Here is a 15,108-nt window from a genome sequence, read left to right on the forward strand (position 1 = left end):
TCAATCCTCCCGATCTTTGCCCGCAGGGCTTGCAACTATAGGACACGGCCTGCCTCTCACCGGAAGCGAAAGATTTCGCGCAAGGCGTCACCGAGCGACGCCAGCGTGCCGTGCCGTCGTTCGACTGCGCCTTCATGGTGGCTTTCGCGCCAGTCTTGCGGCTGGTCGAAGGTGCCGGCCCAGATGCCGACCTTGCCGGCGCGGGCAACGGCCTGCTCGGTTTCGTAGTCGCCATAGGCAACGGCCCAGCCGGCCTCGACCTGGGTGCGGTTCAAATCCTTGCCGCCGGCCTTGCAGTCGCCGAGCAGGCGGCCGTAACGGTCGCGCTGCCAGCCGCTGCAGGTCACCGGATTGCCCGATATCAGCCGCACCAGCGCCTGGCGCGCCAGTTTCCCGCAGGCATAGTCGGCGCCGTCCTTGCTGCAGATCTGCTGGTATTCCGGAGCATCGATGCCGCGCATGCGGATACGTTCAGCGCCAAGGGTCAGCGAATCGCCGTCATTGACGATCGCGCTCCCTTCAGCCTTGCGCGTCTCAAAACGGTCGAGGCGTGCGGCGAGCAGGATCAGCAGGCCGAGCAGGATGATCGTCAGCGCATAATCCAGCAGTCTGCGCCACAGGCTTCGCGGTGGCGGCGGATAGTATCGCCGGCGCGGCCTTGGCGACCACGAACGGCTCATATGGCAAACAGTCTCTTAATCATTCGAACGTAGCTTAACGAATTGAGATCGCTGCGCGCATAAATCGAAGTTTCCATGCCTCTGCTACGCTCGAACACAGCGGATAAATTCATTGTGGACCGCAGGAAACCGCACCGCAACAGCGATGTGGCGCGCGCGGTGCGCAGAACGCGTGACCGTCTTTCGCAACAGGTCGGCAATCTCGACTTCGACCGCGAGCTGTTGAAGCTGCATGCCCGCGCCATGGTGGGCGGCGCCACCGTCATTCCGCTTTTGGTGCTGGCGATCGCTGCGGCCGGGCTTCTGGCGGGCATGGACAAGCAGATCAGCATCTGGGCGCTGTTCACGCTGATCTGCTATTCGATCGTCGCCTTCATGGCACGGCGCGTCGAGCGCACCGAAGCGGCCGAACTCGACCCTGTTCGGACCCGCCGGGATTTTCTGATCGGCCATTCGCTGTGCGGCCTCGGCTGGGCCTGGTTCGCCTGGCTCGGCTGCGCCACCTGCCAGACCGACCATTTCCAGGTGATTAAGGCGATTGTGCTGCTGCTGGCAATGGCGGCGACCGCCATTACGGCGTCGTCCTTGCGCGGCTCGCTGCTCGCCACTTTTGTTGTTCCGGTGGCGGTCTATGCCTATCCCGAATCGAAACTGTGGATGTCGGTCGAGACGATGATGGTCGCACTGCTGGTCGCGGCGCTGCCGTTCTTCGCCTACGTCGCGCGCCATCTCAACCAGTCGTCGCTGATGCTGCTGTCGTTCCGCTCCGAAAAGGATGCGCTGATCGCCGAGGTCGAAACGGCGAAATCGATGTCGGACGAAGCGCGTCGGCGGGCCGAAGAGGCCAATCTGGCGAAGTCGCGCTTTCTCGCCTCGATGAGCCATGAACTAAGAACGCCGCTCAACGCCATTCTCGGTTTTTCCGAGGTGATGGCCAATGAGGTGCTGGGGCCGATGAGCAATCCCACCTATCGCGACTACGCCCGCGACGTGCACGATTCCGGCCAGCACCTGCTCGACCTGATCAACGAGATCCTCGACCTGTCGCGCATCGAGGCCGGCCGCTACCAGCTCAACGAGGAGCCAGTGATGCTGCTCAACATCGCCGAAGATTGCTGCCACATGATGGAGTTGAAGGCGCGCAACAAGGACATCCGCATCGTCCAGGATTTCGAAAGCGCGCTTCCGCGCCTGTTTGCCGACGAGCGCGCGGTGCGGCAGATCACGCTCAACCTTTTGTCCAACGCCATAAAATTCACCGCCACCGGCGGCGAAGTTCGTGTGCGCGTCGGCTGGACGGCGGGCGGCGGCCAATACATTTCGGTCAAGGACAATGGGCCGGGCATACCCGACGACGAAATTCCGATCGTGCTGTCCGCCTTCGGCCAGGGCTCGATCGCCATCAAGAGCGCCGAACAGGGCACCGGGCTCGGGCTGCCGATCGTGCAGGGCCTGCTCGCCATGCATGGCGGCGAATTCGAGCTTCATTCCCAACTGCGCGTCGGCACCGAAGCGATCGCCATCTTCCCGCTCAGCCGGGTGATGGAGGAACTGCCGGCGCTGCCGACCAAGGCGGTAGCGGCGCGGCGGCGTTGACAGCCTGCTCTAGGCTTTGACCGCGAGGGCCATGCCCGAACTGGTCAGCGCGGCGGCCTTGACCAGGCCGGCGGCAAGGGCGGCCCCTACCCCCTCGCCGTGGCTGACGCCGAGATCAAACAGGGGAATGAGGCCGAGCCGCTCGGCGGCAAGCCTTTGACCGGGCTCCGGCGACAGGCTGGCCAGCAGACAATGGTCGAGCGCGGCGGGATTGGCAGCGTGCAGCACGGCCGCCGCGGCGGTCGCGGCAAAGCCGTCGAGCAGCACCGGGATTTTTTGCATCCGGGCGGCGAGTATGGCGCCGGCGATGGCAGCGAACTCGCGGCCACCGACCCTGCGCAGTGCCTCCAACGGGTCCTTCAGAGCCGCACCGTGGTAGGCGAGCGCGGTATCGACCACCTTGGCCTTGCGTGCCTGCATCGCCGCGTCGGCGCTCGAGCCGGGGCCGACCCAATCGGCGCCGTTGCCGCCGAACAAGGCGGCGCACAAGGCGGCCGCTACGGTGGAATTGCCGACGCCGAGATCGCCGAGGCAGATCAGATCGGCGCCGCCGGCGATCGCTTCCATGCCGAAGGCCATGGTCGCGGCGCAGCCGCGTTCGTCGAGGGCCGCGTCCTCGGTGATATCGGCGGTGGCAATGTGCAGTGCCAGGTCAAACACCTTCAGGCCAAGATCGTTGGCGATGCAGACCTGGTTGATTGCGGCGCCGCCTGCGGCACAAAGCTCGACGGCATTGGCGGTCGCAGCCACCGTACGCGGCGAAATGCCGTGACGGGTAACCCCATGATTGCCGGCGAAAATCGCCACCAGGGGCCGGTTCACCGCCGGCGGCGCGCGCCCGCTCCAGGCGGCTAGCCAGGCCGCGATGTCCTCGATACGGCCGAGCGAACCCGCCGGCTTGTCGGCCCTGGCAAACAGCGTGCGCACGCGCGCCTCGGCCGGCTCGTCAGCCGGCGGCAGGTTCGCCAGCAGATCGCGGAAATCGTCGAAAGGCAGTGCGCTGGTCATGGCGTGGGTGCTCGTCTCTTGGGTTGAAAGCGGCATAGCCGCCTTGCCCGGCCGGCACAACCATCAAGCCGCAATGACCGCGCCGTGCCGCAAAAGCGGCTGCCGGCGGCGAAATCCGAAGGGCTTGCATTGGCTTTGCCGTTGCACCATGTGGAAGCGAGACAAGGGATTCCGCAAAGGGATCTCCAAGAGAACATCATGACGGCCATCGAATCTCCGTGCATCCTGGTCTGTTCGATCGACATGAAAACCGGCTTCTGCTTCGGGTGCGGCCGCACGCGCGATGAAATCGGCGCCTGGATGGGCATGACGCCGGAGGTGCGCCGCAATGTCATGGCCGAACTGCCGGCCCGGCTGGAAACGGTCGAGCGCCGGCCGCGCCGGGAAACCCGCCGCACTCGCATGGCGCGCGAACGCGACGTCCTCTCGTGAAACGGCAGGTCCCATGAACCGTCTGTTCTGGATCGTGATGGCGGCAATCGGCATCGCGGTGGTGCTGTTGATGGCCAACAACGACGCCGGCACCACCTTCGGCATCGACAATAACGGTTTCGGCAGGCTTGTCTGGCTGGGCGCGATCGGCGTGCTGGTCGGCGCCGGCCTGATCCGATCCGGCAGGCCGCTCGGCGCCATGGCCCGCAATCTCGGCACCTGGGCCGTGATCGTGCTGGCGCTGGTGGCCGGCTACCAGTACCGCTACGAGTTGCAGGATTTCGCCAGCCGGGTGACGGCCGGCCTTGTTCCCGGCAGCCCGCTGGCACTCGGCGTCGAGGACGGCCATGCCACCGTGACCCTGGACAAGGCCGACAGCGGCCATTTCGAAGCCCGCATCACCGTCAATGGCGCGTCGATCCGCACCGTCGTCGATACCGGCGCGACCAGCACGGTGCTGACGGCGGAAGACGCGCAAGCGGCAGGTTTCAACCCGGCAGCGCTGAGCTTCACCGTTCCGGTTTCGACCGCCAACGGCATGGCGCGCGCAGCTTCGGTGAGAACCGACGAACTGGCGATCGGCGGTATCGTGCGCAAGAACATGCAGGTCATGGTCGCAGCCCCCGGCGCGCTCAGCCAGAGCCTGCTCGGCATGAATTTCATTGGCTCGCTGTCGGGCTTCGACGTGCGCGGCGACCGGATGATTTTGCGCGACTGAAGCGCCTAGGCGGCCTGTTCAGTGCGGCCGAAGTCGACAGCCGCGAAAGCAGCCTGCAACACGTCCGGCCCAGCGCCGGGCCTCGTCGCATCGGTGGACAGAATCTGCCGGAAGCGGCGCGCGCCGGGCAGGCCGTGGAACAGGCCGACCATGTGGCGGGTGACGTGGCCGAGCCGCCCACCCTGCTCGATGTGGCGCGCTGCGTAGTCGGCCATCGTGTCGATCAGCGCGGCAAAATCGAAAGCGCCGGATTCAGCCCCATAAAATGCTGCGTCGACGCCTGCTAGAATGCCAGGCGTGTGGTAGGCGGCGCGGCCGAGCATGGCGCCATCGACATGGTCGAGGTGCCGAGCAGCCTCCTCGAGCGATTGAACACTGCCATTGATGCCAATGAATTTGTTCGGTTTTCCGGCCTTGAGGCGATAGACCCTGTCATAATCGAGCGGCGGGATGTCGCGATTTTCCTTCGGGCTCAGCCCCTCAAGCCAGGCCTTGCGGGCATGCACCCAGAGCGCGTCGGCGCCAGCCACGAAGACACCGTTGGCCAGCGCATCGAGCGCCGGCTCGGGGTCCTGCTCGTCGACGCCGATGCGGCATTTGACCGTCACCGGGATTTTCACCGCGCCCTTCATCGCCGCCACGCAATCGGCGACGAGGTCGGGCACTTTCATCAGGCAGGCGCCGAACGTACCGGACTGGACGCGATCGGACGGGCAGCCGACATTGAGATTGATCTCGTCGTAGCCGAAGGCCTCGCCGATGCGCGCTGCCTCGGCAAGCTTTTGCGGATCGGAGCCGCCGAGTTGGAGCGCTACCGGGTGTTCGGCGTCGTCGAAGCCAAGCAGCCGCTCACGAGCGCCATGGATAACGGCGTCCGCCACCACCATCTCGGTGTAGAGCAGCGCGCGACGCGTCAACTGGCGATGGAAGAACCGGCAATGCCGGTCCGTCCAGTCCATCATGGGGGCGACCGAAATCCGGACGCTGTTGTAATCGTTTTCTTGCATTCGTAGTGACTCTGCCGCTGTAAACGGTCCGACTTGCCGCTCACATAGGCGATTTCGCGGCATTTTCCTACCGGCATTGGCCCGAGTAGCTGTCGCCTATGGTGTGAAGGATAGTTCGCTCCAACGATTCCTGGGGCGGAGGGATCGAATTCATTTCACAGAATGGAGGAGGATCAGGCGTCCGACTGGCTCGTCGACTGGACGACAATTGAGTGGGATAGAACTCTCCCGAGCGACCTTTTTTGGGATCGGAAGATTCTGACTTTTATTCGGTAGGGAATTTCGGGCGTAGACGAAGCCCGGCAAGTCTTCGCGACTGCCAAGCTTCGCCGAAGCCGACCTCCGGCTCAGTCGACCTTGATGGTCATGGTAACTTTCGACTCACCAGAGCGCTCTGCGTTTTTTGCGGCTATGACGAAAACAAAGGTGTCGGTACCCCTGTAGTCCTTTTGAGACTGATAGGTGAGACTTGAGCGGCTTGGAGCCGACGCGGCGCCATGCTGAGGAGCGGAAATGATTTTCAGACTTGAGACGCTACCGGTGCCATGGATGAAGACGGGAAAAACGCATTTTTGACCGCTATGGGCCATTGCGCTGCCGGTGGTGTCTACCCCGAAATGGAGACGTACTCGCCACGGACATGCGTCCGATTGCGCGGACGATGCAGGGCCAACCCCCGCAAGGCTGACGAGCGTAAGGAGAACAGCAAATTTGATAGGCTTCATGGCATAGCTCTTTCTGGCTGGTGTTGAGAGGTATGTCGACTTCGTCTCGGACCAATGGCGAGATCAGATAATCGATGATGCGACGCTCGCCAGTGCGAATTTCGGCAACCACGCTCATTTATGCGGCGCCTGAAAACAGATGCTTCATCACAAAAGGCGCTTGATGGCCTCTTTTGCCTTCATATTGCCAGCCGTTGCGGCTTGCTTGTAGTACATGATAGCAGTCGATCGATCTTTTGTTACACCAATACCAAATTCAAAGATGGTTCCAAGCACGCTTTGAGCGTCCTGGTCGCCGCTTTTGGCACTTTCTTTAAATAGTGCTATTGATTTTTCAATATCCTTTTCAACTCCCATGCCATTCATATATATAGCCGCCAGATTATATTGCGCTCTCGGATTGCTCTGATCTGCTGACTTTTCAAGCCAGTGGCGAGCGAGGGCATAATCTTGCCCCACACCTTTGCCGGTTAAGTAGGCCGTTCCGAGATTATACTCACCTTTGGCATTTCCACGCTGAGCCGCGATCGAAAACAATTCGATGGCGCGTTGATAATCTTGCGGCACTCCTTTGCCGGCCGCATAGAGGGCGCCGAGATTGGCACTGGCCGCGGACAGTCCCTGCGCCGAGGCCTTTGCGTACCAACGGGCAGCCTGTGCGGCATCTGGTGCGACGCCTTTACCGGCGTCATAAAGTCCACCTAGATTGTTTTCCCCGATAGGGCTGCCTAGCGCGGCAGCAGCCCGATACCAGCGCATGGCAGCGGCGAAGTCCTGAGGGACACCCCGGGCATATTCATACAAATAGCCAATTGCCGCCGTCGCCGTGGGATCGTTCTGGGCTGCCGCTTTCTGATACAACATCATCGCTTGCGCATAATCGCGCCCAACGCCTTCGCCGCTCTCATAGGCTGCACCGAGCTGAAATTGGGCAAGCGCAAACCCTTGGTCCGCCGCCCGGCGGAGGAGTTCGGCGGCCTTGACCGGATCCTTTGGTACTCCTCGGCCGAGTTGATACATTGTGGCCAAGCTCAATTCCGATTGAGCAAATCCCTGGGCCGCCGCCTTGGTATACCAGGCAAAAGCAAGAGCGCTGTTCTGGGCCACGCCGCTGCCCCTATCGTAGAGATATCCCAGATTGTGCTCCGCTTGCGCGTCGCCCTTGTCGGCGGCCTGCTCGAAGTAGTCCCTTGCGCGCTGGGCGTCCGGCTTCACACCGCAACCTAATACATACATAAACCCGAGATTGTTCAGCGCCGCCGTCTTGCCTGAGGCAGCGTCATTTTCCCAAGCCTGTCGCGTTGCGGGATCGCCGAGCGCTCCACATGTAAATTGCTCTGTTATGATTAACTCACCCGCAAGAGAGCGTGCCGGAGGAGTGAGAATCGGCATTACAGCGCAGACCACAGTCAGGATTGTTATCTTGTAATTTGCCAGATTAATCATTGTTACGATCTACGCGGGATCAAGAGTTCCGAATTTGCGGAAACGGTGCTTCTTCTACGCATTTAATGCCCATGCATTGGACGTGACTGCGCATCTCACGGGCGGATGTCGCACTTGAGGCCATCTCCGGTTTGTCTACTTGAGTAACCTCTTTGGCCACCCACTTTGGCAGGTAAGTTACACTGCCAACCTGATGACAACCTGACGAAGTCCGGCCCGAAAGCGATTTTCCCCGTGGGCTAGTTGCGAATTTCCTTGCCACTTGGCACGGGCAGCCATTCGAGACTGAGTGGTGCGGGTGATTGCGGCGAGCCGTTGCCGGCGGTCCATTTGACGATGGCCGACTTCGTCTTACGCGGCTATCAGACTTAGTTTGCCTTGAATCTGAGGCGGAACAGGGCACCGCCTTCCGAGAGATTTTCTATGTCCACAGCGCCGCCATGCTGGCGCATGATCTCGTCGACGATGGCCAGGCCGAGGCCCGAGCCGCCCTTGTCGGCCTGCGTGGTGAAGAACGGCTCCAGCAGACGCTGCCGATGCGCCTCGGCAATGCCGCCCCCCCTGTCAGCGACTGTGATGCTGGCCGGCTCTTCTACCGCTATGTCGACGCAAGTGCCGAGCCCTGTGTGCCGAAGACCGTTGCGAATGACATTGGCAAGCGCCTCGCCGATCGCCGAAGCGTCCCCGGTGGTCACGCAGGGGGCGTCTGGACCTTCGTAGGAAAGGTTCCTGCCTTCCGCGATGGCGAGAGGGGCCATGGCGGTGACGACTTCCTTGGCGACGGTTCTGAGATCGAGCTTCTCCCGAGACGGTGGCACGGCGGCAAGCCGCGACAGGTTGAGCAACTGCCTGACCAGGTTCTGCATGCGCACGAGATCGCCGCGCAATCCGGGATCGGGATGTGGTACCGCGCTCTGCTCGATCCGGGCCGATAGCAGCGCCAGCGGCGTCAGCAGCTGATGCGCCGCATCCGCGGTGAAGCGGCGCTGGCTGGTGATGGCCTGCTGGAGCCGGCCCGCCGCCGCATTGGCGGCTTCGGCCAGGCCGCGCAGCTCTAGCGGCAGATCGGCCTCGGCGATACGGGCGGCGGGATCGCCGGGCCCGATCCTGTCGGCCTCTTGCGATAGCCTGCGCACCGGCGCCAGGCCGAAGCGGACGATCGCAAGGCTGGCGACGAACACGATAAGGCAGATTGGGATGGCTGCCAGCAGCGTGCCCATCAGCAACCGCCATTCGACATCCCGCAGCAGTGCATCGATCTGCGAAGCGTGTTGCCCGACGATCAGCAGCAACTTTTCCCGATCGGGTGCATCCACAGGCTCCGCCAGAAAATAGAAAGCGTTGTCGAGGCCATCCCTCGCCTCGGTGTCAGCTTCGCCAGCCGTCATGTCGCGCAGAAATCGGATACCGAACCTGTCTCGCAGGGCGTTCGACGACGTCATGACCAGATTGCCGGCATTGTCGCGAAGCGCGTAGAAGAAAGTCGGCGCCTCGTCGTGGTAACCGCCGATGCTTTCGGCAGGCAGTTCCACAGTAAGCGCTCCCGAGTTCGTAAGGCGCAGGGCGGTCCCGACTTCGCGCGCCTGCTGCTGCAGGCGCAGCGACCGGGCTGTCTCGTCGATGTTGGAAAGCTGGTAGACGATCAGGGCAGCACAGGCCGCAGCAAAAAGCACGAACAGCAAAGAGAGATGAAGACTCAACCGAATGCCGATCGAGCCGAACAGACGCCCGCTAAGGCGCAAGGCAATACCCGATGCCACGGACGGTATGTATTTGCTGGTCCGCCCCCAAACCAGCGAGCGCGACACGCAGGCGATAGACGCTGGCTTCGATGGCATTGGGCGAAATGTCGTCGGCGAAAGTGAAGAGCTTGGAATCCAAAGCCTCACGCGTGACGACCTGGCCTGAGCGCGAAACGAGTTGCTCCAACAGCATGGTCTCGCGGCGCGCGATCGCCAACGGCATACCGGCGACCGTTGCAGCGTGTCTGGCCTTGTCGAGGGTTATGTTGCCTGCCACCATCGTCGAGGAGGCCATGGTTCTTGGCCGGCGCAGCAGCACGCCAACCCGCGCAACCAGTTCAGCTGCCTCGAATGGCTTACACAAATAGTCGTCAGCTCCCCCATTAAGTGCCGCTACCCGCTCGTCCAAAGCAGAGCGCGCCGTCAGATACATCACAGGAACGGTCAATCTATTTTCGCGTACGTGATCGAGAATTTGCACGCCATCGCCATCAGGCACTCGCCTGTCGAGGATGAGTAAGTCGTAAGCAGCTGCCTGAATTGCATAAATAGTCTCGGCAATGCTCTCAACGACGTCCACGGCATGTCCCGCGCGTTCAAGCGAGCTTTTCACATGGCGCGCCAGAACGCCCTCATCTTCAAGTACCAATAGCCGCGCCACAATCCAGCCCTGCCCTCGACTGCAGAAAACTACTGGAAGTTATGGCAAAACTTCCGCTCTCTCGCGAAACACTCTTTTGTGCATTTGAGAAGGCGCGCCGCCCCAACCGGAGATCAATTGCCGTTACAGCTCCCGACACACTTCAATGCAGAAATCGACGAAGGCGCGCACCTTGGCGGGCGGATGCTTGCGCGATGGATGGAAGGCAAAGAGCGGGAAAAGCTCGCCATGCCAGTCCGGAAAGAGATCGACCAGCACGTTGTCTGCCAGCATCTCCTTGACGCCCCAGCTGATGACCTGGGTGACGCCGGTGCCGGCAATGCATTCCTCCAGCATCGACTTGGGGTCGGTGAAGGTCAGCGGACCGCTGGTCAAAACCTCGATCGTCTCCTCGTCGCGCACGAAGGCCCAGTCGAAGGGCGTGCCGCTGTGCGGGTCCATGAATTGCAGACATCGGTGGCGCGTCAGATCCGAGGGGTGGCCGGGCCGCCCGTGGCGCTCCAGATAGCGCGGCGACGCGACCGTCAGGATCGGGGCTTCGATAAGCTTGTGCGCAACCAAGGCCGAGAAACGTGGCATCCCGAAGCGGATCGCAAGGTCGATGCCGTCCGACACCAGATCGCCAAACTGCTCTTTCGATACAAACTCGATGGTAAGGTCGGGATAGCGCTCGCAAAAGGCGCCGAGTCGGCCCGCCAGAACCAGTGGCAGAAAGAAGGGATCGATGTCGACCTTGAGACGGCCGCGCACCGCCGAGACCGTGCCCGAGGCGACAACCGCCGCATCCTCGATCGCATTGAGGTGCGGCTTCACCTCTTCATAGAAGCGCCGGCCCTCATCGGTGAGCGATAAGGATCGCGTCGTGCGATCAAGCAGGCGTACGCCCAGACGCGCCTCGAGGCGGCCGATGGCCCGGCTGACGCCTGAATCGGTGATGCCGATCAGGTCCGCAGCTTTGACAAAGCTGCCGCCTTCGACCACCGCCGCCAGCACGCTTACGCCAGACAAGATCCTGCCATCGAACGCCATGAGTAATTCCCGAGGCAATTCCTGATTTTAAGTCAGGAAGTATCTGACATAAGCGCACTTAATTCAAGTTCTCCCAGGAGCGATAAGGCCGGCCATGCGGCGCCCGTCCAGCGCGCATCTGGAAAGGAATTTGACCATGAGCACGCAGAATCCTCGCACTCTCTTCAAGGGCGGCACCGTCATCACGATGGATGCCGCTGTCCCCAATCTCGCGACCGGCGACGTCCTGGTCGAGGCCGACCGTATCGTCTCGATCGGTGCAAACATGCAGGCGGATGGCGCCGACGTGATCGACGCTTCGGCAAGCATCGTGATGCCGGGCCTGATTGACGCGCACCATCATATGTGGCTCGGCGCGATGCGCCGCCTCATGCCTGACGTCGATGATCTCTTCGCCTATATTGGCGTCGTCGCCGAAACGCTGGGGGCTCACTACCGCCCGCACGACATGTATGTCAGTACCAGCCTGACGGCGGCCGCCTCGCTCGATGCCGGCATAACGACGATCATCGACGCCTGCCACAGTTCGCGCAGCCCGGAGCACACCGATGCAGCGCTCGACGCGCTCAAAGGGTCCGGTATCCGCGCCCTGCATATGGTCGGCGCGGCCATGGACAAGAAGGCGTCGAGCGCGCACCTCCCTGGCGATCTCGAACGTCTGGCAAGTAACTGGAATTCCGATGACCTGGTGCGCGTCGGGCTGTTCGGCCAATTCAATCTCGACTGGTGGAAGGTCGCGCGCTACCTCGACATGCGGATCCTGACCGAGTTCATCGGCGATCTTGCGAAACTGCCGCCGGAGGTTGCCGCCAAAGGTCTGCTCGGCGCGCACAACATCTTCAACCATTGCACGCGTCTGCCGGAAGAAACCTGGAACCTGTTTGCCGAGTCCGGCGTCAACGTCACGGTCAATCCGCGTTCCGACGCGCTGTTCGGCTTTGACGACGACGGCTTTGCCTACCAGCAGGCAATCGACCATGGTCTGACGCCAGCCCTCGGTATCGACCTCGACACCGCCTTCGGCAGCGACCTGTTCGGCGAAATGCATGTGCTGTTCGGGCAGCAGCGCTCGGCGATGCGGTATCGCCGCTTTCGCGGCGAAGCCAACGTGCCGGCGCCAATTTCCGTCGAAGCGGTGCTCGAGGCCGCCACCGTCAATGGCGCCCGTGCCGCCGGCCTGGAAGGCAGTGTCGGCACGCTCACACCGGGCAAGCAGGCCGACATCATCATGGTGCGCACCGACGATGTCGCCGTTTTTCCTGTTACCAACGCGGTCGGCACGATCGTCCAGGCGGTCGAACGCTCCAATGTCGATACCGTGATGGTCGCAGGCAAGATCCGCAAACGCGCCGGCACGCTGCTCGACATCGACCTCGCCAAGCTGGCGTCCGAAGCAACTGCGTCTCGCGATTATCTGCTCGATGCAAGCGGATATCGAACGAGCCTCTTCCCGGCACGCGCTGCCGGTTAAGCCCGCTTGATCGCGCGCGCCGCTGCCAATGGTCGCGCGGCGCGCCAATCCCCACCCATCCCAAGGAGGCTGTCATGTCAGCAATCGCCACCAACAACGCGAACCTCGCGGCGGTTCACCTTTCGCGCCCTGCCCCGGGCATCATCGCCGCGCTGTTTTGCGGTTACCTCTGCGTCGGTCTGCCGCTGCCGGCCCTGCCGTTGTTCGTCCATGACAAACTCGGCTTCAGCAGCCTGATCGTCGGGCTGGTCATCGGCATCCAGTTCCTGGCAACGGTGCTGACGCGCGGCTATGCCGGGCGCGTCACCGATCAGCAAGGCGGCAAGCGTGCAGCACTTCAGGGCGCGGTCGTCTGCGCCGGCGCCGGCGTTCTCTATTTCCTCGCCGCGCTGCCGGGACTGTCGCCACCATTCAGCCTCGCCATCGTGATTGTCGGCCGTCTGGCGGCCGGGTTTGGCGAGAGTCAATTCGTGACCGGTTGCGTCTCGTGGTCTATCGCCTCGGTCGGCCCGCAACGCGCCGGCATGTCCATGTCCTGGACCGGCATTGCGATGTTCGCCGCCCTTGCCGTCGGTGCACCGGTCGGCATGGCGCTTTATCAGGCCTATGGGCTCGACGCCGCCATGGTTGCCTGCGTCGTGGCGCCGCTTGTCGCTGCGGCAATCGCCTTTGCCGCGACCTCGTACATGACACCCGGCGGCCAACGGCTGCCCTTCTACCGCGTCGTCGGCCAGATCTGGCGCGAAGGTCTCGGCCTGATGCTGCAGGGTGTCGGCCTTTCCGGCCTCACCGCCTTTGCCTCGCTCTATTTCGCCGCGCATGGCTGGGGCCATGCCGGCCTGGTGATGACGGCCTTCGGCATCGGCTTCATCTTCACGCGGATCGTGCTCGGGCATCTGCCTGACAAGATCGGCGGCTATCGTGTCGCTCTGTGGTCCATGGTCGTTGAAGCCATCGGGCAGGTGATGATCTGGAGTGCCCCGCATGAGAGCCTCGCACTCGCCGGCGCCCTGGTCACCGGACTTGGCTGCGCGCTGATCTTTCCTGCCCTTGGCGTCGAAGCTCTCAAGCGCGTTCTGCCCGCAAACAGGGGCAGTGCCATGGGCGCCTTTGTCGCCTTCCTCGACATCGCCTATGGGCTCGCGGGGCCGGCAGCCGGTTTTGTGGCTGGACAGTTTGGCTACGCCGCCGTCTATCTGCTTGGCGCTGCCAGCGCCTTGCTTGGCGTGGCGTTGATCTCCACGGCACGCCGCCAGGAAAGCTGATCGTCTGCTGGACGGCAAACGAGATTAGAAACTTCTATCTCGTTGAGAAAGTTTCTCCGTTGACAGAAATTTTTGTGCCGTGCGAAATGACCTGCAGTTGAACAAGGTCAGCACAATGGGCATCGAACGAAGCAGCTATTTCCAGGCCGTCGAGGTCACCGATCCGGACCCCCAGCGTGACCGGCGCCAGCAGGCGCTGGCCCGTTGCATCGAGCGGCTGCGCGCCACCATGCCCGTCATCGGCCTGCGCAATCCCAAGATCGGCCTTGCCGACAACACATGGAGCTATTGCGGCCCTTATGACTGGGTGATCAGTTTCCAGGCGGGACAATTGTGGCTGGCTTTGCAACTGACCGGCGATCCGGTGTTCCTGAACGCTGCCCGTGCCCGCCGCCCTGTGTTCCGCGGCATTCTGGCCAACCACAACGCGCAGGATCACGATCTCGGCTTTCAGTTCTCGCTGGGCTGTGTCTCCGATTGGCTGATGACCGGTGATCGGGAAGCGCATCGGATGGCGATCGAGGCCGCGACAGCCTTGCTGGGCCGATATCGACCGGAAGGTCGTTATATCCAGGCCTGGAATGCGCGTTCCATTCATGGTGGGACGCGGGCCGAATTTGCCAATGGCCGCATCATTGCCGACACGATGCAAAACCTGGCGCTGCTCCACTGGGCGCATGGCGAGACCGGGCGCATGGACTTTCACGATGTCGCCGAGGGACATGCCGCAACCACGTTGAAACATGTGGTGCGCGCCGATGACACCAGCTTCCACACCTTCGTTTTCGATCCGGCCAGCGGCAAGCCGCTGCGCGGCGAGACCCATCAGGGCTATGCCGACGGTTCCTGCTGGTCGCGCGGTCATGCCTGGCTGATCCATGGCTTTGCGCAGTGCGCCGCCACCACCGGTAACCCGCTCTACCTCGACGCAGCCCGCCGCCTCGCCGCCAAGGCGGAGGCGCTGATGGGAACGGACGGCGTGCCGGTCTGGGACTATTCGGTGCCCGACGCCGCCAACGCACCGCGCGACAGTTCCGCCGGCGCGATCATGGCCGCAGGCGTGTACATGCTTGCCCACCAGTGCGAGCCGGAAGAGGCGGCGCGCTGGCGTGCGTTCGGTGCGCGGCTGCTTGGCGGACTGCTCGACAGTTGCGATCTCACCCAAGATCCGGATGCTCAGGGCCTGCTCGCGCATGGTGCCGCGCATGTCACTGCCGGCTTTGCGGACAACATGCTTCCCTACGGTGACTACTATTTTATGGAAGCTTTGATGCGCTCACTTGGGCACACCCAGTTCTTTTGGTAGAGAATCCCAGCTCTGTTGTTAG

Annotated in this window: 14 protein-coding genes; 6 read left to right on the forward strand and 8 right to left on the reverse strand. The window is 62.5% G+C overall.

Annotation, left to right across the window (positions count from 1 at the left end; translation table 11 throughout):
- Positions 1 to 56: 56 nt before the first annotated feature.
- Positions 57 to 680: a thermonuclease family protein gene (locus AC1DYJ_RS19950; RefSeq protein WP_477284177.1), complete on the reverse strand. Its 624-nt coding sequence runs from the start codon at positions 678 to 680 to the stop codon at positions 57 to 59.
- A gap of 75 nt (positions 681 to 755) precedes the next feature.
- Here AC1DYJ_RS19950 and AC1DYJ_RS19955 point away from each other — a divergent pair, with 75 nt between their 5' ends.
- Positions 756 to 2,276: a sensor histidine kinase gene (locus AC1DYJ_RS19955; RefSeq protein ID WP_477284179.1), complete on the forward strand. Its 1,521-nt coding sequence runs from the start codon at positions 756 to 758 to the stop codon at positions 2,274 to 2,276.
- 9 nt (positions 2,277 to 2,285) lie between these two features.
- On the opposite strand, the gene AC1DYJ_RS19960 is transcribed toward AC1DYJ_RS19955, so the two are convergent.
- Positions 2,286 to 3,284 carry a nicotinate-nucleotide--dimethylbenzimidazole phosphoribosyltransferase gene (locus AC1DYJ_RS19960; RefSeq protein WP_477284181.1) on the reverse strand — a complete coding sequence of 333 codons (999 nt, stop codon included), beginning with the start codon at positions 3,282 to 3,284 and terminating at the stop codon, positions 2,286 to 2,288.
- Between the two features lie 198 nt (positions 3,285 to 3,482).
- Here AC1DYJ_RS19960 and AC1DYJ_RS19965 point away from each other — a divergent pair, with 198 nt between their 5' ends.
- Together AC1DYJ_RS19965 and AC1DYJ_RS19970 are read left to right on the forward strand one after the other, a co-directional pair.
- Positions 3,483 to 3,716 (forward strand): DUF1289 domain-containing protein, encoded by a 234-nt coding sequence (locus AC1DYJ_RS19965; protein WP_477284183.1) that lies wholly within the window; start codon positions 3,483 to 3,485, stop codon positions 3,714 to 3,716.
- A 13-nt stretch (positions 3,717 to 3,729) separates the two neighbouring features.
- Complete coding sequence (locus AC1DYJ_RS19970) at positions 3,730 to 4,434, forward strand: TIGR02281 family clan AA aspartic protease (RefSeq protein ID WP_477284185.1); 705 nt, start codon at positions 3,730 to 3,732, stop codon at positions 4,432 to 4,434.
- Between the two features lie 5 nt (positions 4,435 to 4,439).
- On the opposite strand, the gene dusA is transcribed toward AC1DYJ_RS19970, so the two are convergent.
- The 6 genes from dusA to AC1DYJ_RS20000 form a co-directional block, all read right to left on the reverse strand.
- On the reverse strand, positions 4,440 to 5,441 hold the full coding sequence (gene dusA / locus AC1DYJ_RS19975; RefSeq protein WP_477284187.1) for a tRNA dihydrouridine(20/20a) synthase DusA: 1,002 nt from the start codon (positions 5,439 to 5,441) through the stop codon (positions 4,440 to 4,442).
- A gap of 347 nt (positions 5,442 to 5,788) precedes the next feature.
- Entirely contained in the window at positions 5,789 to 6,166 is a 378-nt protein-coding gene (locus AC1DYJ_RS19980; RefSeq protein WP_477284189.1) for an Ig-like domain-containing protein, read from the reverse strand.
- Positions 6,167 to 6,313: 147 nt separating this feature from the next.
- Positions 6,314 to 7,612: an SEL1-like repeat protein gene (locus AC1DYJ_RS19985; protein WP_477284191.1), complete on the reverse strand. Its 1,299-nt coding sequence runs from the start codon at positions 7,610 to 7,612 to the stop codon at positions 6,314 to 6,316.
- Between the two features lie 368 nt (positions 7,613 to 7,980).
- A complete protein-coding gene (locus AC1DYJ_RS19990; protein WP_477284193.1) occupies positions 7,981 to 9,372 on the reverse strand; it encodes a sensor histidine kinase in 1,392 nt (463 codons plus the stop codon).
- Positions 9,344 to 10,003 (reverse strand): response regulator, encoded by a 660-nt coding sequence (locus AC1DYJ_RS19995; RefSeq protein WP_477284195.1) that lies wholly within the window; start codon positions 10,001 to 10,003, stop codon positions 9,344 to 9,346. The genes AC1DYJ_RS19990 and AC1DYJ_RS19995 overlap by 29 nt, the downstream gene beginning before the upstream one ends.
- Before the next feature lie 135 nt (positions 10,004 to 10,138).
- Positions 10,139 to 11,044 (reverse strand): LysR family transcriptional regulator, encoded by a 906-nt coding sequence (locus tag AC1DYJ_RS20000; protein WP_477284196.1) that lies wholly within the window; start codon positions 11,042 to 11,044, stop codon positions 10,139 to 10,141.
- 136 nt (positions 11,045 to 11,180) lie between these two features.
- Between AC1DYJ_RS20000 and AC1DYJ_RS20005 the strand changes: the two genes are divergently transcribed.
- From AC1DYJ_RS20005 to AC1DYJ_RS20015, 3 genes are all read left to right on the forward strand, one after another.
- Positions 11,181 to 12,515 (forward strand): amidohydrolase family protein, encoded by a 1,335-nt coding sequence (locus tag AC1DYJ_RS20005; protein WP_477284198.1) that lies wholly within the window; start codon positions 11,181 to 11,183, stop codon positions 12,513 to 12,515.
- 74 nt (positions 12,516 to 12,589) lie between these two features.
- A complete protein-coding gene (locus AC1DYJ_RS20010; RefSeq protein WP_477284200.1) occupies positions 12,590 to 13,780 on the forward strand; it encodes an arabinose transporter in 1,191 nt (396 codons plus the stop codon).
- Positions 13,781 to 13,895: 115 nt separating this feature from the next.
- Positions 13,896 to 15,086, forward strand: a complete 1,191-nt coding sequence (locus tag AC1DYJ_RS20015; protein WP_477284202.1) for a hypothetical protein — start codon at positions 13,896 to 13,898, stop codon at positions 15,084 to 15,086.
- Positions 15,087 to 15,108: the final 22 nt, after the last annotated feature.

It is taken from the genome of Mesorhizobium sp. P2_B11 (assembly GCF_056404855.1).

Excerpts from the sequence above, each read along its gene's own strand:
- AC1DYJ_RS19950 (WP_477284177.1), bottom strand. The coding sequence starts at position 680 with ATGAGCCGTTCGTGGTCGCCAAGGCCGCGCCGGCGATACTATCCGCCG.
- AC1DYJ_RS19955 (WP_477284179.1), top strand. The coding sequence starts at position 756 with ATGCCTCTGCTACGCTCGAACACAGCGGATAAATTCATTGTGGACCGC.
- AC1DYJ_RS19960 (WP_477284181.1), bottom strand. The coding sequence starts at position 3,284 with ATGACCAGCGCACTGCCTTTCGACGATTTCCGCGATCTGCTGGCGAAC.
- AC1DYJ_RS19965 (WP_477284183.1), top strand. The coding sequence starts at position 3,483 with ATGACGGCCATCGAATCTCCGTGCATCCTGGTCTGTTCGATCGACATG.
- AC1DYJ_RS19970 (WP_477284185.1), top strand. The coding sequence starts at position 3,730 with ATGAACCGTCTGTTCTGGATCGTGATGGCGGCAATCGGCATCGCGGTG.
- dusA (WP_477284187.1), bottom strand. The coding sequence starts at position 5,441 with ATGCAAGAAAACGATTACAACAGCGTCCGGATTTCGGTCGCCCCCATG.
- AC1DYJ_RS19980 (WP_477284189.1), bottom strand. The coding sequence starts at position 6,166 with ATGAAGCCTATCAAATTTGCTGTTCTCCTTACGCTCGTCAGCCTTGCG.
- AC1DYJ_RS19985 (WP_477284191.1), bottom strand. The coding sequence starts at position 7,612 with ATGATTAATCTGGCAAATTACAAGATAACAATCCTGACTGTGGTCTGC.
- AC1DYJ_RS20000 (WP_477284196.1), bottom strand. The coding sequence starts at position 11,044 with ATGGCGTTCGATGGCAGGATCTTGTCTGGCGTAAGCGTGCTGGCGGCG.
- AC1DYJ_RS20005 (WP_477284198.1), top strand. The coding sequence starts at position 11,181 with ATGAGCACGCAGAATCCTCGCACTCTCTTCAAGGGCGGCACCGTCATC.
- AC1DYJ_RS20010 (WP_477284200.1), top strand. The coding sequence starts at position 12,590 with ATGTCAGCAATCGCCACCAACAACGCGAACCTCGCGGCGGTTCACCTT.
- AC1DYJ_RS20015 (WP_477284202.1), top strand. The coding sequence starts at position 13,896 with ATGGGCATCGAACGAAGCAGCTATTTCCAGGCCGTCGAGGTCACCGAT.